This is a genomic window from Variovorax sp. ZS18.2.2, from assembly GCF_024701975.1.
GTDB lineage: Bacteria > Pseudomonadota > Gammaproteobacteria > Burkholderiales > Burkholderiaceae_C > Variovorax.
Genome location: NZ_JANLNM010000003.1, coordinates 608902 through 628649 on the forward strand (window position 1 = coordinate 608902; position 19748 = coordinate 628649).

The following is a 19748-nucleotide window of genomic DNA, read 5'->3' on the forward strand; positions in this document are numbered from 1 at the left end:
AAGGGGGCGACGGTTACCCGCCGCGGTGGTCCCGACCGACGAGACGCCCGTCCGCAGCCTCAGGGCAGGTTCGCCGCGCGGATGCTGTCGATCAACTGGCGCAATCCCGGCGGCATCTGCCGGCGGCTGGGGTAGTAGACAAAGAACGGAACCCCGACTGCGGCCCACTCCGCCAGCACGACCTCCAGCTTCCCCGCCTTGAGCTCCTCGCTCACGCGTCGCTCCAGGCAGTAGGCCAGGCCGACACCGTCGATCGCGGCCTGCACCGAGGTCTCGGTCTCGTTGACGCTCATGGGACCGGGAACGTCGATCTCGCAAGCCTCGTTGCCGCCGCCCAGTTCCCACTTGTAGAGCGAGTTGTCGCCGATGCGCATGCGCACGCAGGCATGCCGCAGCAGGTCCGTGGGCTGCGAGGGGCGGCCGTGACGCGAGAGATAGTCCGGCGAGCCGACGACCACCCAGCGCAGCGGCCGCGTCAGCGCCACCGCCACCATGTCCTGCGGCACGGTGCCGCCGTAGCGGATGCCGGCGTCGTAGCCATCGGCCACGATGTCGACCAGGCGGTCCTCGACGGTGATCTCGAGCTGCACGTCCGGATAGGTCGCAAAGAAATCGGGAAGCACCGGACCCACCAGAAGCCGGGAGGCATCGCGCGGCACGTTGATGCGAAGCCGCCCAGCGGGCACGCCGCGGTAGACATCGAGCTCGCCCAATGCATCACCGATGGCCTGGAAACCTCGTTCCAGCTTGTCGGCGAGCGCGCTCCCCGCAGCGGTCGGCACCACCGAACGGCTGGTGCGATTGAGCAGCTTCACGCCCAGCCGCGTCTCCAGGTTCTTGATCGAATGGCTCAGCGCGGAAGTGGTGAGGCCGAGTTCAATGGCCGCCTGGCGAAAGCTGCGCCGGCGCGCGACCGCCACAAACACATTCAGGTCGGCCAGTTCGGAGCGGGTAAAGGCTGGCATCCGTGACTCCGTGGTTGTGCCCAGTTTAATGGGGCGTTGAAATCCATTCATCGCCCTTTTGACTAGATTCAAAGCATTCTTTTCAACGGATGACATGACCATGGAAACGCTTCAGATCGAAGGTATTGCGACACCCGTCTCGCGCGTCGCGCTCGGCACCTGGGCCATCGGCGGCTGGATGTGGGGCGGCACGGACGACGCCCAGTCCATCGCGACGATCCGCGCTGCCGTCGACTCGGGCATCAACCTCATCGACACTGCGCCGGTCTATGGATTCGGTCACTCGGAAGAGGTCGTCGGCAAGGCCCTGGAGGGCCTGCGCGACAAGGCCGTGATCGCGACGAAGGCGGGCCTGGACTGGCCCGACGGGTCGGTGCGGCGCAACGCGACGGCGGAACGCATCCGCACGGAGGTGGAGCAGTCGCTGCGCCGGTTGCGCACCGACCGCATCGATCTCTACCAGATCCACTGGCCCGACCCGCTCGTGCCGCACGACGAGACCGCTGCGCAGCTGGAGAGGCTCCGGCGCGAGGGAAAGATTCTCGCCATCGGCGTGAGCAACTATTCGCCGTCGCAGATGGAGAGCTTCAGCCGCAAGGCGCCGCTGGCCACGGTGCAGCCGCCCTACAACCTGTTCGAACGAAGCATCGAGAAAGACGTGCTGCCCTACGCCAGGCAGCACGGCCTGACGGTCCTCGCGTACGGCGCCTTGTGCCGCGGCCTGCTGTCGGGCCGCATGAGCGCGGCCACCGTCTTTCCCGGCGACGACCTTCGCAGCGGCGACCCCAAGTTCCGGCCGCCACGCTTCGACCAATACCTGGCGGCGGTCGATGCGCTGGAGCGCTTTGCGCGCGAGCGCCACGGCAAGTCGGTGCTGGCGCTGGCGATACGCTGGATCCTCGACCAGGGACCGACGATCGCGCTATGGGGCGCACGCCGGCCCGACCAGCTCGCCGGCGTCGATGCAGCTTTCGGCTGGAAGCTGAGCGACGGCGATCTGCGCGATATCGATGCGTTGTTGGCCCAGCACATCACCGACCCCGTCGGACCCGAGTTCATGGCGCCGCCGGCGCGGCAGGGCTGATCGCATGGCCAGGCAGATCGGCTTTGTCGGCCTGGGGTCGATGGGTTCCGCCATTGCGCGCAACCTGATCGACGACGGCCACACGCTTCACGTCTTCAACCGCAGCCCGGCAGCCGCGGAGCCATTGCGCCAAGCGGGCGCCAGCGTTGCGGCAAGCGCCGCCGAGGCCGCACGCACGGCTGATGTCGTCTTCACGATGGTGGCGGACGACGCGGCCGCGAACGCCATCACCTTCGGCGAGGCCGGCCTGCTCGCCGGCCTGAAACCAGGCGCGCTGCACATCGCCATGAGCACCATCAGCGTGGCAACCGCACGGGAGCTCGCGGCAAGGCATCGCGAGGCAGGCATCGGCTTCGTCTCGGCACCGGTGTTCGGCAGGCCGGACGCGGCCGCCGCGCGCAAGCTCTTCATCATGGCGGCAGGCCCGGACGAGGACCTGGAAGTCGCCGTGCCTCTGCTGGAGCAGCTCGGCCAGTCGATAGGCATCGTGGGCACGGACCCGTCGCAAGCCAACCTGGTGAAGCTGATCGGCAACTTCATGCTCTCGGTCGTGATCGAGACCTTGGGCGAGGCCTGCGCGGTGGCAGGCAGGGCGGGCATCGATCCGATGCATCTGGTCGATCTGCTGACCAGCGCGAACTTCAACGCGCCCCCGTACAAGATCTACGGCGCCTTGATTGCGTCGCAACGCTTCGAGCCCGCCGGCTTTTCGCTGCCTCTCGGGCAGAAGGACAACCGCCTGATGCTGGCCGCCGCCGAAGCGCTGGGCGTGTCGATGCCGCTGGCGAGCCTGGTGCGCGACCGCTTCCTTGCGGCGCGCTCGCACGGTGCGGGCGAAGGGCACGACTGGTCCGCCATCGCGCTGTGCGCGCTCGCGGAGGCGGGTCTGGACAAGCGTCGGTGACGGCCATGAAGCCTCAGCTCGTCGTTGCCGCAGCTGCCTTTCTGGTGGGGCTGTGCTTCATGGCCTCCGGCCGGAAACTGTGCAGCTACGGCTGCTGGGTCGACGACGCGATCGGGCTGCTGTTGCCTGCTTCGTGGCAATGGCTCACGGGCGGGCTGCCATGGATTGCGGTGGGCGTGCTGCTGGCCGCACACGCGATGCGATCCCACACCAAATGAAGCGCGGCGTGCGCTTGCCTCAACTTCAAAGACTCATGACCGACAACGCTCTCAAGCCCCGCCTTCTCGGCATCTCCGGCAGCCTGCGAAAGGGCTCCTTCAATACCGCCATCCTCGCGAGCCTTGGAGCATCCGTCGAAGAGCGCGCAACCCTGCAGATCCTGCCGTTGAACGACCTGCCACCCTACGACCAGGATGCCGATACCACCACCCCGCCGGATGCGGTGATCCGTCTGCGTGCGGCCATCGACTCGGCGGACGGGCTGGTGATTGCATCGCCCGAATACAACCACAGCATCTCCGGCGTGCTGAAGAACGCGCTCGACTGGGCATCGCGTCCCTTCGGCCAGTCGGCGCTGAGCGGCAAGCCCGTGCTCACGCTGACTTCGTCCACCGCATTCACTGGCGGCGTGCGCGCGCAGGCCCAGCTGACCGAAGTGCTGACCGCGATCGCGGCGAGGCTGGTGCACCGGCCGCAGACGGTCATCGGCTCGGCCCACCAGAAGATCGTGGAAGGCCGGCTCGTCGACGAGGCCACGCTGGGGTTTCTGCAGGACGGCGTCGACGACCTTCTGCGGCTGATCCGGCGTGGCTCCGCTGCCTGAAACCCGACGACCAGATCCCGCCTGGTTTCGGAGTTCGGTCACGCAACTCCAGCAAACCGCATGAACTCTCAGGCGACCGACGACGCATCGCTCGACCGTACGCCAGTGGAAGGCTGGAGCGAGGCCGGCGACGTGGCTTTCCACGTGCGCGAGCCGGCCGCGCGCTCGGTGTCGGTCACCACCGTCGCGGTGCGCGAGGGCATCGACCCCGAGGCGCTGCGCACGCTGGCGCGAGAGCGCTTCCAGGTGGGCATTGCGGGCGGCCTCGGCAGCCTCGCGGGCCGGATCTTTCGCATCGGGCACCTGGGCGATCTCAACGCGCCGATGGTGCTGGGCTGCCTGGCCGGAGTGGAGGCCGCCATGCAGGCCCGCGGCATTGCACACGGCCCGGGCGTGGCGCGCGCGGTGCATATGCTCGCTGGCCTCAAGACCACCCCGCCCCCGGGGCCGCTGTGTAGGCGGCCCGCTGCTGCACAACTCAGAACTTGTACTTCACTGTCAGCGTCGCACTGCGCGGCGCCTGGTAGGTGATCTGGCTGTACGCGTCGAACATGCCGTAGTACTTCCTGTTGGTGACATTGTTGATGTTGAGCTGGGCAGACAGCTGCGGGGTGAACTCGTAGCGCGCCATCAAGCTCACCAGCGCGTAGGCGCCCTGGTCGATCCGCCGCGTCACGCCCAGGGGGTCGACCGTGTTGGTGTAGGTCCGGCCTTGCCAGTTGACGCCACCGCCAACGGTCAATGCGTTCCATGCACCGGGCAGGCGGTAGGTGGTGAACAACCGCAGCAGCTTGCGCGGGTAGATGCTGTTCACGTCTTCCCCGCTCGAGTCCTTCAAGCGGTACTGGGTGTAGCCTGCGCTCACGTTCCAGCCGCGGGCCAGCTCGCCAGTCAGCTCCAGTTCGAAGCCGTTGCTGGTCGCGCCGTCGGAGGCGCGATACGCGGTTTCAGGCAGACCACCCAGGCCGGTCAGCCGATCGGTGGTGGCAACGGCCAGGTTCTCCTGCTTGATGTGGAACACAGCGGCCGAAGCGTTGACGCGGCCGTCCAGGAATTCGCCCTTGACACCGGTCTCGAAGCTCTTGCCCTTGATGGGGTCGATGTAGGTGCCGTTGATGTCGCGTGCGTTCTGCGGCTGGAAGATGTCGGTGTAGCTGGCGTACACCGACAGTTCCTTGCTGACGTCGTAGACAAGGCCCGCGTACGGCGTGACTTCGCTGTTGTACTTCAGGCGGTACGGGTTGCTGTAGATGTCGTCACCCTTCCTCTGGTAGTTGGTGACGCGCGCGCCGACGATCAGCTTGAGCGGGTCGGTGATGTTGAAGCGCGCCGCGCCGTAGACGGCGTCTTGCGTGGTCTCGCTCTTGCCGTAGTACTTCAGCGGCCCCCAGACGGGCTCGGGGTACGAACCGGTCCAGTTGTTGAAGTCGGTCGCCATGCCGAACGACGGCGTGGCGGAGCGGTCGTTGGCGAGGAACTTCTGCTTTGAACTCGTATAGCCGAACGCCAGCTCGTGGTCGCGGCCGAACAGCTTCACGGTGCCGCTGCCCTGCGCGCTGAAGTCGTCCTGCTTCGTGCGCACGTTGTACGAAGCGGCGAACGCGGACATGCCCAGGCCAGTGTAGATGCTCGGCGCGCCCGAGAGGTACAGCAGGTACGAATCCGCCTTGCGGTCGCTGCGGTTGTAGCTCAGCTTGAGCTTCCAGTCGTTGGAGAACCGGTGCTCCAACGAGGCAAAGTAGGTGTCGTAGTCGGTGCTCCAGCGTGTCCAGTCGGCGGCGCTGGTCTTGGAGGTGCCCCAGTTCGTGCGGATGCCCTCGCTGTACCAAACCGGCAGGCCACCCCACATGGGGCCCTTGGTGTCGAACTTCTGGCGGCTGAAGCCGGCCGTGAGCAGCGTGCGGGGACCCAGGTCGGCCTCGAAGGTGGCGAAGAGGGTGCTGTTGTTGGTGCTCAGTCCGCGGATGTAGCTGTCTTTGTCGGCGTACTCGCCGACGATGCGGGCGCGCACCGTCTTGGCTTCATTCAGCGGCGTCGACAGATCGAACATCGCACGGCGCTCGTTCCAGCTGCCGACATCCAGTTCGACGCTGCCCGTAAACACTTTGCTGGTGGCGCGCTTGCGCACCAGGTTGATGGCCGCCGACGGGTCGCCGGCGCCGGTGGTAAGGCCCGTTGCGCCGCGCACCACTTCCACACGGTCGTAGGTGGCGAGGCTGGTGAAGACTTCACCCGAGCTCCATGGCTGCTCCCAGGTGGTGGGCACGCCGTCGATCAGCAGGGTGTTGATGTCGAAACCCCGCGCGGTGAACTGGCCCCGGCTGGTTTCGTACTGGTTGACGGACACACCGGTCGTGTTGTTGATGACGTCGGTGATGGTCTGCAGGCGTTGGTCGTCGATGCGCTGCCTGGTCACAACGGTCACGGACTGCGGCGTTTCGCGCAGGCTCATGCTCAGCGGAGTGGCCGTTTTGGATGCGCCCGTCGTGTAGGAGCCCGTGCCCTCCGTCGTCTCGGTCTGCCCGGTGGCCTCCACCGTGATGGCAGGAAGCGTGTCCTTGGTCTCCTGCGCCGCCACCAATGCCGGAATGGCCATGGCAATGCACATGCTGAGCTGTGTGAGCCGGCCGCGTGCATCGGAATGGAACGGCTTGTTTACCCTCTTCATCTTGTGTGTCCTGTTGGAAAGCGCTGCTGAAAAACTCGGAATCCCGATCTCCAGCCCACTCTGCCGAGCGACATAGTTCACTAAAGGATTCAAAGATTAATCAATAATGATACTCATTTACAATTGAAAATATGGTCGGCTGAGATGCCCGTTGGCAACACGCAACGCACGCCAATTTCCTCCTCACTCTTGAAGTAGCTCATTCATCGGCGCTGGAGGCGAGCGCGTCGGCGACAGCACTGAGCCCGGGCTCATTGCACGAAGTGGGCTGCGCGAGCTTGAAGATGTGGAGGCCGAAAGCCGAGGTCATCGGGGGCCACAAGCGGCGGTGCGCCTGTATACGGGCTGGGGTTTGGTTGGCTTGCACCGGCAGGGCTAGCCCAAGCAACGCGCCAAGCCTACGGTGCCCTAGACCGTACACGCAGACCGTGCCTGTACAAAGCGGGCCAAGGTGGCCCAACTGAGCACGAGAAGAAAAGGGGGTAAAAGAAAAGGGGGTAAAACACCCGTACTGTCCGCAAACCCGCATGGATATCGGGTTGCCGGCGGAGAGTGTGGCCGCCATATTATAAAAACAATGCCGCCCGATAGCAACCAGCAAAGTACAAAAAACCTTTGGCCGCAAGCACTTGCAAAAAGCCAGCACCCAATAAAGCCCAACAGGGGTTTTTGTCGTCCAGCTCAAATAATGGGCAAAAGCATAGGCATGTTTTTAGGGCTGCATTTGGTAAAATTGGTCTACCAAATTGCACCGTAAAGGGCACCCGCCCAACAAGGCGCAGCTACGCCCAAAAACATGACCCGCCACAACCTTTTAACCATTACCAACCTCCGAACCAAAGCAAAAACGCCCGGCTACCACCTCGACGGCCGGGGCCTGTACCTCAGGGTGGCCCCAGGGGGAAGCCAAGCCTGGATCTTGCGCTACACCTACCTTGGCCGCACCCGCGACATGGGGCTGGGCTCCCTGGCCGATGTGAGCCTGGCACGCGCCCGTGAACGCGCCCAAGAACATCGCATCCAAATCGCCGAAGGTATTGACCCTATCCAGTACCGCGAGCAAAAGAGAATCGAAATCAAGGCCACCGCCATTCAATTAGAACAAGACAGCGTGACGTTCAAAGCATGCGCCGAGGAATACCACAAGGAACATGCCGGCGATTGGAAAAACGCCAAGCACAAGGACCAATGGATCAATACGCTGACCACCTATGCCTTTCCGCATTTCGGAAGGCTCCCAATTCGCGAGGTTGGCAAACACGAAATCCTGAAAGCATTGACGCCAATTTGGAGGGAAAAAGCGGAAACAGCCGACCGCCTTTTGCAAAGAATTCGCAAAGTGCTGAATTACGGCGCGGCCAAGGACTATTGCCGTGGTGTAGACGGCGAATTCTGGGCACAAGTCCGGATCGCCCTGGGTGCCAACGAGAAAGCACGGAAGGTGGAGCACCACCCGTCTTGCCCGCATCCGCAGATCGGGGCACTGCTGGCCCGAGTGCGCGCCAGCACGGCCACCGCCACCGTGCAGATGGCCTTCGAGTTCGGCGTGCTGACGGCTGCCCGCTCGGGCGAGATACGCGGCGCCCGCTGGTCGGAGTTCGATGCCTCGCTCGGCAACTGGACGATCCCTCCAGAGCGCATGAAGGCAGGGCGCGAGCATCGGGTGCCGTTGTCGAACCGGGCTACCGAAGTGCTGCAGGCTGCGCGCGCCCTGCAGGCTGAGTGGGAAGCAGAAGGCAGCGCCGCAGCGCGGGGTACTGATGCCACCGACTTAGTGTTCCCCTCGCCTCGCGGCAAGACGTACAGCGACATGGTGTTCACACAGCTGCTGCGTCGCCTTGAACAGCCGTACACCATGCACGGTTTTCGCGCGACCTTCCGTACCTGGGGCATGGACAACACCCAGTACCCCGCCGAGATGCTGGAGTTTGCACTGGCGCACTTGGTGGGCGACCAGACGGTACGTGCCTACGCCCGTAGCGACATGGTGGAAAAGCGCCGGCAGCTGATGGAAGACTGGGCTGCGTACATCGTGGGGCAAGCTGGTGAGCCCTTTTCTGAATAACCCACGATGCTTAGGACAGCGAACTCGATCCTCAACGAGCATCCCGACCATCCCCTTCGTCCACGCGACCTCCGGCATCCGAGCCGCTCTTGGCCTGCAGGTCTTTGAGACATGCGTGAGTCGCGGCATGCGACTTCAGTTCAAGGCAGAGTGCCGCTGCTGCTCGGACAGCCGTCTCCCTGACACGGCGCTCTGCTGCCGCCGAGACCTGATGCTCCACGAGCCATTTCATGAGTAGCATCATCGCGATCAACAGGCCCACCAGCACGCCGACCAACGTCGCTCGCCAGCTGCCACGGCGACGGACGGCCAGTGCTGCCGAACCTGGACCGTCTGCCGCTGTCTCTACTGCAACGAGATACCGCATGGGCGCATCGTTACCGCCACCACGAATACGGCGTCGTGGTTGCGACTGCGCGACGGCGACCGGCGACGATTCGCGATTCAGCACAGACTCGTGCCCCAGGGACCATTGCTGGATTTCACTGCACGTTCTTTCATATCCCAGCCTACTCACAACTGCGCGCCGCGCAGCTCCGTGGCCCATCCGATGTCTTGCGGATCATCACGCTGCGGTCGCCGTCGGGCTCGACTTACGCCTTACCATCGAAGTGAATGTCGATCCGTCCCCCGGATGACGTGAGGCGTACCCTGTCATCTGCTCAAGCTGCTTTTGCCGTTCCGCGATCGCCAACTCTCGCGCGGCCCGTCCGTACCGGCCGACCGAAAAGGCCTTGCTAATGGATTTGCCCGGCTCAACCCTCGTCGCAGCGATCCACATCTGGTTCTTCCCGCCAGGCTCTTCGCGGAAGTACACCCCGGCCACACCGCTCTTGTTGTCGCGCCGCACGCGCTGGGCGATCTCGCGCTTCAGAACCGGCAGGTGTTCCCGTACGAGTTGATCCCGATAAACCTGTGCTTTTTTCAACGCAGCTCTACGGCCACCATTTGTATTGAAATAGAAAGCCTTGACCATGCGCACCTTGTCACGCCGGATGTCGACGCTCCAGTAGTCGTCGTAGCCGTAGATGCCATACATGGGATTCGGGTTGGGAATGCCTCTAGGCATTGTGGATATTCCGAAAAAGCAGCGCCGCTTGTTGAACTCAATTGATCTGCGTGTTGCGCATCTCCATGTTCTCGAAGTTGCTGCCCGTGAAATCCACCTGCTCACCACGCAGACCATCGGCCTGAATCGTGGTGCCGGTGCATCCGAGCACGGCGACATCGGTCCAGTGGCCGCCATCAAAATTCAAGTCGTTCCACTGGCAGCGATTGAACTGTGAAGCGCTGATCTGGCTTTGCTGGAACTGTGACTGCGAAAAGGTGCAGTGGGTGAACGTGCATCCAGCGATGGAAATGCCCTCAAAGTCACAAGCAGTGAAGGTGCAGCCTATGAACTGGCAGCCAGTCCAGCCGGCTTGCTTGAAAGTGGTGGCCGTAAAGCTACTACCGGTGAAAACGGTGGCGGCGAACTGAGCAAGGTTCAGGTCCAGACCCGCATAGGCGTAACTGTCGGCCATGCCGACAAGGCCCGCCGGTGCTCCTCCAGCGCCTTTGCGCCAAAGATCGTGACCGAAAACGATGACTTGAGAAGGCAATTGTCATGCCCTCAATGGAAAACGCAGTCTTGCAATGGAATGTAGTTCGCGCCTGATGAAAACGCGACTGTGCATGTTGCCTTGAATGCAGCGCCACCACTCAGTGCTTCCATTTTTTCCGCATTAACCGCATCACGAGCGACCAAGCGGGCGAGGACATTGTTTGAACCAGCGACACCCGCCTTGAGCAAGGCACCGCCTTTTGCACTGTCCGGCCCTCTTTTGAATCCTTGGCTCAGCTCAATCGCCACGCCGCTTATTGATATTCTTTTATCAAACTCAGGAAAATCCATCATCAAATAGCCTTCTTTGACGTAACGTTGGTATAGCTTTTCAAGATTGACCTCTTTAGGCATGCGCTCAGCGGCAAAACTGGTGTTGATTGCAAGAAACAGTAAAGTAAATATAAACTTATGCATCGACCCTCTCCTTAACAGGCTGCTGAAGTGCTAACTTTGAATCGAAAATTCAACCAAAACAAAGATGCCTGCCCCTTTTTTTTCTCGAAAAAGTCGCCCGCAGTTCGTTCTACACCGTCGAATATTTTTTCATTTCGAGTCATCAAGAGATATCTCAGCGGCCTGTGATCCCTCCTGCCCTTAGAGGACGGGAAGTATTTCCTCAGGATCAAAAACGAAGGAATCCGGATTTGGCCACTTTGCGGCCTCCACACGCACAAAATCTATCCCCGCGACGCCTTTTTTCTTTGTCGATTCAAAAAACTCTTCTGAGCAAAAAATAGTTCCAATTCTCGGATCGAGGCCTTCAATTCCAAAAACATGTCGATCAAAAGATTGGCGTATAGAGAGCTTCTCAAAGACACTGAGGCCGAATTTTCCATTCCTCACGAAACTCTCATTATTATTCACAGCCTCCGATAGGCTGACATAAAATTCATCGGCGAACCGCGAGACAAAATATTTTTTCTGAACAATGCTTTTTTTGCTCGATTGAGATATAACCTCGATTTCCTTGAAGTCTTTTAAATGGGATTTGAATTCAATCAGCGACTCGAGAAAATTTTGATCCAAAAATTGATTTAAAGAAATGCTTCTTATCGAAAAATTTATTAGCTTTTCTTTTGCAATCAGGCACATGCCCGCAGGATATTCATCCAAGCCTCGCGGATCGAAGTACCATGGATAAGCGGTTCCGTGCTCGATTGCTGCGGGATTTTCAGGGCAGTGATCGTAGAGAACTGCATTCAATAGTCCGATTGGACACCCTCGGTCTTTTTTTTGTGTAATTGCATAAAATTTCATAATCAACTCGAATTCATATTAGCCGCCCAGTTTGGGGATTGCGTGGAACCAGGCCTGCATTGATTGCCAGTTTTAATTGACCCTGCAAATCGCCAATTTCTTGTTTTGCCTCGCCTGCCGTGATGGCTTTGCTGTCATACGCAGTTCGAATACTCTTAACTCTTGCATCAACCATGGCCGAATACAGCGCGTGCGACCCACAGTGATAAACCTTTTTTCCCATTGCCTTGGCTTTTCCCTGGCTACCTGGAAGCAGCATTCCGTTTTCTTTGACGTCCCTTTGTCCACTCAAGCCAATCGTATTCAGGAATGCCCCATTATTCGCCCAAACTTCCTCTGGAATGACGTGGTGCGCTTGCATCCCATCTCCAGAGACTCCTCCTAAATTCCGATCCAGTGCGGTACTACACAACCCACTGGGGTCCACCCAGGTTATGGGATTGGGTGCGAATCGATACAGATTCGCGCCGCCTGCTAGCTTTATCAGGTCGCCGGAGACAAATCTGCCACTGTGCGGATCGTAATATCGATACCGGTTGTAATGCAGCCCCGTCTCCTCGTCCAGGTACTGCCCCTGGAACCGAATCGGGTTCGCAATACCCGCGCGTTTAGCCGCCTCCGAGATCGTCTGCTTCGCCTCGCCCCATGCCTTGTAGCTCGCGCTCCAGCAGACGTTTCCGCCCGAGTCCGTCAATTCCTGCGGCGTGCCCAAGTGGTCGCACTGGTAGAAGGCGATCTCCTCGGGCGTGAACGGCTCGGCGCTGGCCTGCTGTAGCCCCTGTCCGTTCCACAACGGGTCCTGCTCGATGTCGTAGGCCCCGCCGTTGGCCTGCATCAACGCCTTCACGTCGGTGGTCGGACTCAATTGGAGAGGACCCGGTCTTCGCACCTGCACCAGTGGCACGAAGCTGTCCTTCTCGTGGACGTAGTGCACGGTGTGCGCCTGCTCCTGTGCATTGGAGTTGCTCGGCATGGCGCTCTCGTAGGCGATGGTGTCGCCGTCCCAACCGAAGACGGTTTCCCTGGCTCCACTGGCCTTGGCGATGCGTCGGCCCATCGGGTCGTAGCGGAAACTGGTGGTGCCTTCCTCGCTCTTCGCGCTGATCATGCGATTGAAGCCGTCCCAGCTGAAGGCGGTTTTCCGCCCGTTCTTTATGCGCTCGACGAGGTTGCCACGCTCGTCGTACTTGTAGGTGGTGCCGGCGTAGTCCTTGAGCAGGTTGTCCAGCAGCTTGCCAACGGTGGCATGTCCAACCCGCTGCTCCCTGGCCAAGGTCATCGGCTGGAAGGCCTCGGCGCCCGAGCGGTTGTCGGGCACTGGGTTGCCGATGTTGCCGGCCGGGTCGAAGGCGAACACTTCCTTGCCCATCTGGCTCTGCGCTTCGAGCAGGCGACCCACGGGGTCGTAACGGTAGTCCAGACGCCCGCGCCGGCTGTCGCCGATGCCGGTGAGTTGACCGGCTTTGTCGTAGTGGTAGCTGCGGCGGATGCTGACAGCGGCAGTGCCGGTAGCGCTGGGGGCGCCGGCAGGTTTTGTGGTGCGGGCGATCTGCTGCTCTAGCAACCGACCGGCCGGATCGTAGGTCTGGGTCTGAACCACGCCGTTGTGCTGCTGACGACCGACCTCGCGGTGCAGGTCGTCGCGCTCCAGGCCCAGGATGTCCTGCCCATCGAGCAGCAAGCCGTGGACGTGGCCGCTGCCGTAGGTGAGCCACTCCTGGGTGTGGCCGTCGGGGCGGGTGCTGCCGACTCTCTGGTTGAGTTCGTTGTAGCGGTGCTGCCAGATGGCGGTGTGGCCCCGGGCCAGGTCGGCATGGTGTTCGCGGGTGAGATTGCCCGCAGGGTCATAGAACCACTGGAGCTTGGCATCCTGGTTCCTGGCTTCGATCAGGCGTCCATTGCCGTCGTAGGCAAAGGTCTCGGTCTGCGCGGCGGCCTCACGCTCGACCAGCCGACCGAGCGGGTCGAAGGCGAGGCGGGTGACCTGTCCAGCTTCCGCCACTTCGGCGAGCACGCCGCTGGTTTCTTCGTAGCGGTACTTGGTTAGCTTGCCATCGAAGCCGGTTTCTTCGAGCAGGCGGCCGACGGGGTCGTACTTGAATTGGTAGCGGCTGTTGTTTTCGTTCTGGAGTTGGACGAGGCGCCCGAGCGGGTCCCATTGGTAGCTCAGCGTGTGGCCGGCAGCGTCGGTGCGCCCGGCGATGAGTCCAGCGTCGGCGTAGCGGTAGTGGGTGCTTCGCGCCAGGGCGTCGGTGTGCGTCAGCAGGCGACCTTCGGCATCGTGGGCCAGTTGCTCTTTGGTCTGGTCGGGATGAACGATTTCCTCGAGTTGGCCGGGGTGGTTGCCACCGGTCTGGGCCGCAACAAGGGTCTGCTCGCTCAGCGGGGTGTAGCGGTATTTGGTGGTCTGGCCGGCGGCATCGGCGCTTTGTGCCAGACGGCCGCGTGAGTCGTAGCTCCAGGTGGTGGTTTTGCCCGAACAATCGGTGTAGCTGGCCAGTTCGCCGGTGGGGGTGTAGGCAAGCTTCTTGACGCCGCCCTTGGCATCGGTGATCTGCACCGGCCGCCCGGCCTTGTCGTAAGCGTATTGGGTCTTGTGACCGAGCGGGTCGGTCTCTTCGGTGAGGTGACCCTGCGGGTTGTAGTCGCGCAGCCAGGCGCCGCCCTCGGGGTCGCGCACGCCGGTCAGGCGGCCGAGCTTGTCGTACTCGAAGTGGACCTGACTGCCGTCGGCCTGGGTGTGGGTCAGCAGGTTGCCGGCTGCGTCGTAGATGTATTCGTCGGCGCCACCGTCCGGATGAATATGGCGGGTGATGTTCTTGGCATCGTCGCGGAAGAACCATTCCTCGTTCTGGTCCGGGTAGATGACGCGGTAGGTGTAGCCCAGGATGTCGTAGTAAATCCAGGTTTCCTGGCCCAGCGCATCGGTCACGTAGGTCAGGCGGATGTTCTTGTCCCACTCGAGCTTCGTATCGAAGCTGCCGTCGTCGGCCCATTCGCGGATCGCCTTGGCGTCGGCGCCGGTGCCGTCGTAGGCCAGGTTCATGCCGCGACCGGTGCGGTCGGCGTAGCGGGTGACCAGATGATGGCTGTATTGGTAGGTCCAGGCGGCACCGTTCTCGTCCTGCGCCGCAATCAGGTCGCCGGCGTCGTCATGGGTATAGCCGGCCAGTTGGCGAACGACCTGCCCGTCCTTGAGTTCCCACAGGGATTCGATGCGGCCGGTGATCGCGTTCGGGCGAATGCCGACATGCGCGAGCGTGACGTCGCCCTGCTTGCTGAGGATGTCGCTCAAGACTTGCTCGCCGGCATTCGGTCCAGCAGCAATGATGTGGTCGTAGCGCAGGCCGATGGCGGCACCGTCCCTGGCGTGCTGGGCCACCAGACGGAAGTGCTGCTTGCCCTGTGCGGCGGCCTTGCCGGCCGCGGTGTCGACGAGTTCGTAGGTTTCGCGCCACTCGGCCTGTTCGCCGGCGGGCAGTGGTTTGCCGAAGTCCAGCACGAGCAGCGTTTCGCTCAGGCGGGTTGCGCTGAATTCCTCGATGGCGTTGCGATGACTTTGGCCCACGGCAAGCCACGGCAGGGCGTGGCTGCGGCCGTCTGCGGCACGGTACGCCAGTGCTTGCTGGCCCTTGGACTCCACCACATCGACGCGCGTGGTGTAAGGGGTCAGCCAGCGCGCCCCCAGGCTGCCGTGGTCGTAGGCAGCCAGGTTGCTGCTGTAGGTCCGGCTCCATTCGATGGGCAGGGTGGCGGGCAGCACGAAGTCGGTGTGGGTGAAGCGCTCGTTGCCCAGGGCAAAGCTGATCGAGTTATTGGTGCCATCCGGGGTGGCACCCAGCTTGCAGCAATTGGGGTTTGCTCCGGCGGGACGCTCGCCGCTAGACAACACCAACTCACCCCCGCCCTTGTCGCTGTCAACCCTTGTTCCTGCAGGGGGCGGAACAACGCCATTCTTGCGGTTCCTGCGCTTGACGAGGGCGGTCTTCAGCAACACGAGCAGCCACTTGATGCTGTTGCGAGCGCCCGCATCGGCCATGTCCAAGAGCTTGTTGCGCGCCACTTGTTTGATGTTGACCAGGCTTCCTATGGTCTCCTTGATCATAGCAACAGCCTCTTGCGGAATCAGGCCGGATGCTTTGCTTGCGACAAAGTTGACCCCCGATTTGGTGGTGTCGCTGACGGCTTGACCCCACCAATTCCATGTGTTCAGCAGGGCGCCCATGGGGCCCTGAGCTTGCGGGTCGTAGGTTTTATCTGCCTGCGCCGCCGCGATCTCGAGCAATGGCTTTTCTCCGATCCCGCGCTGCATGACGTCGATCATCATGTTCACGACCGCATCGACCATGTCGGCGCAATCCTTCATCATGCCGTCGAGAAGATTCGTGGCCCCGTCGACAAACTTGTCGATCTCCCCGGCAATCGTGTCGTTCAGGTGGTAGACGGCTGCGCTGATGAGCGCTTCGCCGAGGTTGGGTATCCCTTCCTTCACCGCGCGCGCGGCACCTTGTTTGGTCAGCGCCAGCATGGGCCGCAAGCTCATGCGTGCCGCCGCCATGCTCGGCGGAATCGGGATGATGCCGATCACGTTGATCGCCAGAGAAACCCATTCCAGAAACTGGTCCCAGCTCTTCTTCTGGATCATGCGAACCACATCCATGATCGCATCGGCGAGCGCCATGATGTTCCCGACCACGGGGATGGAGCCGGCAACGGTTGCCAAGGTGCCCAGCGTGATCCAGCCGCCGCTGATGTATCGCAGCCATTCGTCCAGTTTGGCCGCACCCGCACCGATGTCCGCCTGATCGATGGTGTTCAGCGGCGCAACAGCTACCTGGGGTTCACGTTCATCCTGCGCTGATTGATCGACTGCCATTTTTTTACTCCCTAAGCCGTGCCGTTGTGCGTGGTTGTCAGTGCGGCTGCGATCAACCGCCCGCGAAGCCAGGTGTTCGACCGAACACCTCGGGCTTGACGGCATCGGCCAAGGCTCCCGGTTTGGGTAATGCGCCGGGCAGCGCCGGGACGGCTCCAGTCATGCCTGCGGGGACTGCGCCACTCAACGCGTCGACGACCGAGGCCCCCATCGGACCCAAGGCCGCCCCCCCAGCTTGCGTTGCCATGCCAGTAGCGATCTGACCGGCTTGCCCAAGCAGCGCCTGAGCGCCACCTTGCTGAATGGCCTGAACCGCAGCCATCGCCTGTTGGGCAGTCCCCGCAATCTGGGCGACCTGACTCAGCGCGCCGGCCACGCCGCCAATACCCGCCAAGCCGGCCAATCCGCCTGCGGCGCCGGCAAGACCACCAGCGCCAGCCAGCAAGCCCGATGCGCCACCCGCAGCGCCTGCCATGCCGGCTATCGCGCCGCCAGCCCCCGCCAACAGGCCTGCCGCGCCACCGCCGGCCACATCTGCGCCACCGCCCGCCGCCGGCTTGACCGGCCACCGGTCGGGCTCGCCAAAGTAACTGGCCTTGTCCCACGGGTCGCGCGGGTCCTTGCCGAACGTCACCTTGGCCGTCCCAATGGGCAAACCCGTGACCTTGGCAAAGCCATTGGCATCCAGTTTCCCGCTGTGTGTGCCGCCCTCGGAATCCACCACGGTGTAGTCCCCTTGTTTGACACCCTGGCGCTTCTCGCCACTGACCTTGACGTACTGGTGGTACAGATCGAGTTGTCCCTTGGGCAGCTTCATGGGCTCGGGCAGTTTGGGCGACCCTTTGCTCTTGGGCCCCACCAGGCTGTGCACGGCCGCATGCTCGCGCCAGATGCCGTTGGTGCCGCTCTCGATGCCCGAGGCATTCCAGCGCGTGTAGCTGGTGCCGCCGTTGATGAGCACTTCTTCCTTCGCCGTGATCGTGATCTTGTTGGCGTCGACCTTCACGTCCAGCTTGGCGATGACGTTGATGCAGTTCTTCAGCGCCGTGATGTCGATGTCGGCGGCCGCCGCGACCAAACGGATACCCTTGTCGAACGCAGCGATACGCACCGCCTCCTTGGCGCTGACCAGCAAGCTCTTGCCGGCCGCAATGCTGGTGTGCGCCCCGCTGGTGATCGCGTGGTGCTCGTTGCTCACCAGATGCGTGGAGCCGGCCGTGGTCGTCTCGATCCCTGCCGGACTGGCCAGGGTGAGATGCGGTTCGCTGAACTCGGGGAACTCGCCCTCGGCCTTGTTGCCGCCCGAACCCTTGATTGCATCGTTCTGCGCCTTCAGGCTCTTGGCCACCTCGTCCTGGTCGCCGGCTTCGTGCGCCTTGGCCTGCTGCGCCGCCTCACTCAAGCCCTCGTGCAGATCCCGTCCCTGCGTCAGGCGCTGCACGGTCTCGCCCATGTCGGTGATGTGCGCCTGTGCGTTGGGGCGGGCCTCGGTGCTGATGAGCAACCCGTCCTTGGCGCGGATTGCACCATGGCCATCGGTGCGCAGCTCGAAGCCCTGGCCGCGCAGGTCTTTGCGTCCCGCGTTGTCTTCGATGCGCGCGATATGGCCCAGGCTCAGGCTGGTGCTGTCGTGGTCGCTCTTGAGTTGCGCCTGAATCTTGCCCTGCGTGTCATCCAGAAGAAGGTGATTGCTCTTGCCCCCGGGCTCATTGCCCGAGCCTTCGGCGAGCTCTCGGCTGCGCAGGCCCATGAGCGCCTTCTGCCCCGGCAGCGACCACGGCGGCATGCGCTGGGCGTTGTAGACCACACCCATCACGACAGGATGGTCGGGGTTGCCGTCCAGGCACTGCACCACCACTTCGGAGCCCACGCGGGGGAACGACACCATGCCGGTTTCGCCGCCCGCCCAATTGCTCAGCACGCGCACCCAGGCCGAGCTTTTTTCGTCGTTCTGGCCTTCGCGATCCCAATGGAATTGGATTCTTATGCGCCCGTACTCGTCGGTGTGAATACTGCCCTCGCTGGCCGGCCCGACCACGGTGGCGGTCTGCGGCGCCAGTACGCGCTGCTCGACGCTGTGAAAGCCTCGGCCCGGACGCCAAGTGATGGTGCGGCGGCTGCAGGTGAAGCGGTTGTGGTATTCGGCGAGCTTGTCCGTCTCTTGCAGATAATTGTTATTGGCGGTGTGCTCGATCTCGACGATCAGGAATTCGCTCTCGGGTCCCGTGCCCGGAGTGCGGCCAAAGTGGTCCGCCAAACGGAAGTAGCGACCGGGCAACACGAAGCGGTTGTTGCCCTGGGACTCGAAGTGCTTGCCGTGGGCTTCAATCTCCTCGATGCGTAACCGGGCACGCGCATCGCCCTCACGGCTGGTCTTGAAGTGACGTGCGCCACCGTACTCGTGCACTTCGAGCTGAGGTACGTCACCCTGCTGGTTGCTGCTGGGCATCTCGGCGTGCTGCGGGCGCGGGCTCTTGAAGTCGAAGGCGCTGACGGCCGTTTGCGCCGAGACCAGTTCGCGCACCGCGCTCCACTGGCCGATGGCATCTTCTTCTTGCGCGCCACCTTCGTTCTGGAAGCGAATCTCCGGGGACGAACCGTCCACGGCCTTGGCAAGGGTGCTGTCGTCACACAGGTTGAGGGTGTGGCCTTCGGCCGAGTGCTCGTACCAGTAGCTGTAGCCGACAGCCTCCCAGCGCCGGTGCAGGTAGTTGTGGTCGCTCTCGCCGCCGGCCCCACCGCCCTGCACGGCCATCGTGTGGGGCGGGTCTTCGCCGCGCACGAACCACTCCCATTTGGGCAGCACGCCGTAGTCGTTGAAGATGGCCTCGGTCTGCGCGCGCAGCGTCTGGCGATGAAAGAGCCGGTTGTTCGCGCGCAGCCGCAGGTACTTGAGCCACGGGCCGAGCCGAGCTTCGTAGAAGGCCAGATTGCCGTCGGTGCGCACGAGCCGGAACCCGAACACGATGCCGGTGAAATGGCGCAGCGTGCCATCGGGCCGCACGAGTTCGACGCAGAGCATCTTGCCCGCCAGGTCCTTCAGGGCCAGCGTTGCATTGCTGCTGAGCAGCCCGGCCGTGAATTCGAAATCGCGCGACAGGCCTTCGGACGCTGCAAGCGTGTTGATCACGAGGTCGGCGCCTGCGGGCTGCCCGCCCTGGGGGAACGACAGCCGCAGCAATCGGTCGTGCTGGCGGCCGGCGACAAGCTCCGCCAAACTGCGACTCAACGGGCTGCTCATCGAATGCACCCGTGCAGGAACGATCTCGCCACGACGTGGTTCATGCCGACTCCCCTTTGGCTCTTGTGTTCAAGAAATGCCCGCAGTCAAACGCGTTGTCCGATTGCAGACGAGTGCATCGGGTCCGATCCTCGCCCGACTATATGAAGGTGATGTTGCCGTTTGACCGGTATTTCTTCACGCGTGGCGGGGGAGTTTTAGCGGGGCGACATTGCGAATAAGCCATTGGTTTTCTGATCAAGCAAGCCCGGTTGCCGGA

General features: G+C 62.4%; 15 protein-coding genes. 6 read left to right on the plus strand and 9 right to left on the minus strand.

Annotation, left to right across the window (positions count from 1 at the left end; genetic code table 11):
• Window positions 1-59: 59 nt before the first annotated feature.
• Window positions 60-965 (minus strand): LysR family transcriptional regulator, encoded by a 906-nt coding sequence (locus tag NU688_RS16690; RefSeq protein ID WP_257861825.1) that lies wholly within the window; start codon window positions 963-965, stop codon window positions 60-62.
• Window positions 966-1065: 100 nt separating this feature from the next.
• Here NU688_RS16690 and NU688_RS16695 point away from each other — a divergent pair, with 100 nt between their 5' ends.
• From NU688_RS16695 to NU688_RS16715, 5 genes are read left to right on the plus strand one after another with little or no spacing between them, the layout of a single operon-like run.
• Window positions 1066-2049, plus strand: a complete 984-nt coding sequence (locus NU688_RS16695; RefSeq protein WP_308340309.1) for an aldo/keto reductase — start codon at window positions 1066-1068, stop codon at window positions 2047-2049.
• 4 nt (window positions 2050-2053) lie between these two features.
• Window positions 2054-2953 carry an NAD(P)-dependent oxidoreductase gene (locus tag NU688_RS16700; RefSeq protein ID WP_257861827.1) on the plus strand — a complete coding sequence of 300 codons (900 nt, stop codon included), beginning with the start codon at window positions 2054-2056 and terminating at the stop codon, window positions 2951-2953.
• A 5-nt stretch (window positions 2954-2958) separates the two neighbouring features.
• Window positions 2959-3171 carry a hypothetical protein gene (locus NU688_RS16705; RefSeq protein WP_257861828.1) on the plus strand — a complete coding sequence of 71 codons (213 nt, stop codon included), beginning with the start codon at window positions 2959-2961 and terminating at the stop codon, window positions 3169-3171.
• Window positions 3172-3206: 35 nt separating this feature from the next.
• A complete protein-coding gene (locus NU688_RS16710; protein WP_257861829.1) occupies window positions 3207-3776 on the plus strand; it encodes an NADPH-dependent FMN reductase in 570 nt (189 codons plus the stop codon).
• A gap of 60 nt (window positions 3777-3836) precedes the next feature.
• A complete protein-coding gene (locus NU688_RS16715; protein ID WP_257861830.1) occupies window positions 3837-4307 on the plus strand; it encodes a hypothetical protein in 471 nt (156 codons plus the stop codon).
• Here the strand turns inward: NU688_RS16715 and NU688_RS16720 are convergent.
• A complete protein-coding gene (locus NU688_RS16720) occupies window positions 4255-6444 on the minus strand; it encodes a TonB-dependent siderophore receptor (RefSeq protein ID WP_257861831.1) in 2190 nt (729 codons plus the stop codon). The two genes, NU688_RS16715 and NU688_RS16720, sit on opposite strands and share 53 nt — an antisense overlap.
• Window positions 6445-7240: 796 nt before the next feature.
• Between NU688_RS16720 and NU688_RS16725 the strand changes: the two genes are divergently transcribed.
• On the plus strand, window positions 7241-8509 hold the full coding sequence (locus tag NU688_RS16725; protein WP_257861832.1) for an integrase arm-type DNA-binding domain-containing protein: 1269 nt from the start codon (window positions 7241-7243) through the stop codon (window positions 8507-8509).
• 31 nt (window positions 8510-8540) lie between these two features.
• On the opposite strand, the gene NU688_RS16730 is transcribed toward NU688_RS16725, so the two are convergent.
• The 7 genes from NU688_RS16730 to NU688_RS16760 all read right to left on the minus strand — a co-directional run bounded on the left by NU688_RS16730 (window position 8541) and on the right by NU688_RS16760 (window position 19477).
• Complete coding sequence (locus NU688_RS16730) at window positions 8541-8786, minus strand: general secretion pathway protein GspL (protein ID WP_257861833.1); 246 nt, start codon at window positions 8784-8786, stop codon at window positions 8541-8543.
• 288 nt (window positions 8787-9074) lie between these two features.
• The gene (locus NU688_RS16735; protein WP_257861834.1) at window positions 9075-9548 is read right to left on the minus strand and encodes a hypothetical protein; all 474 of its coding nucleotides are present in this window, start codon (window positions 9546-9548) and stop codon (window positions 9075-9077) included.
• A gap of 67 nt (window positions 9549-9615) precedes the next feature.
• Window positions 9616-10110, minus strand: a complete 495-nt coding sequence (locus tag NU688_RS16740) for a pentapeptide repeat-containing protein (RefSeq protein WP_257861835.1) — start codon at window positions 10108-10110, stop codon at window positions 9616-9618.
• A gap of 11 nt (window positions 10111-10121) precedes the next feature.
• Window positions 10122-10529, minus strand: a complete 408-nt coding sequence (locus NU688_RS16745; RefSeq protein ID WP_257861836.1) for a hypothetical protein — start codon at window positions 10527-10529, stop codon at window positions 10122-10124.
• Window positions 10530-10709: 180 nt separating this feature from the next.
• Window positions 10710-11372 (minus strand): Imm43 family immunity protein, encoded by a 663-nt coding sequence (locus tag NU688_RS16750; protein WP_257861837.1) that lies wholly within the window; start codon window positions 11370-11372, stop codon window positions 10710-10712.
• Window positions 11373-11385: 13 nt separating this feature from the next.
• Window positions 11386-16248: an RHS repeat-associated core domain-containing protein gene (locus NU688_RS16755; protein WP_257861838.1), complete on the minus strand. Its 4863-nt coding sequence runs from the start codon at window positions 16246-16248 to the stop codon at window positions 11386-11388.
• Window positions 16249-16300: 52 nt separating this feature from the next.
• Window positions 16301-19477 (minus strand): type VI secretion system Vgr family protein, encoded by a 3177-nt coding sequence (locus tag NU688_RS16760; protein WP_257861839.1) that lies wholly within the window; start codon window positions 19475-19477, stop codon window positions 16301-16303.
• Between the last annotated feature and the right edge of the window lie 271 nt (window positions 19478-19748).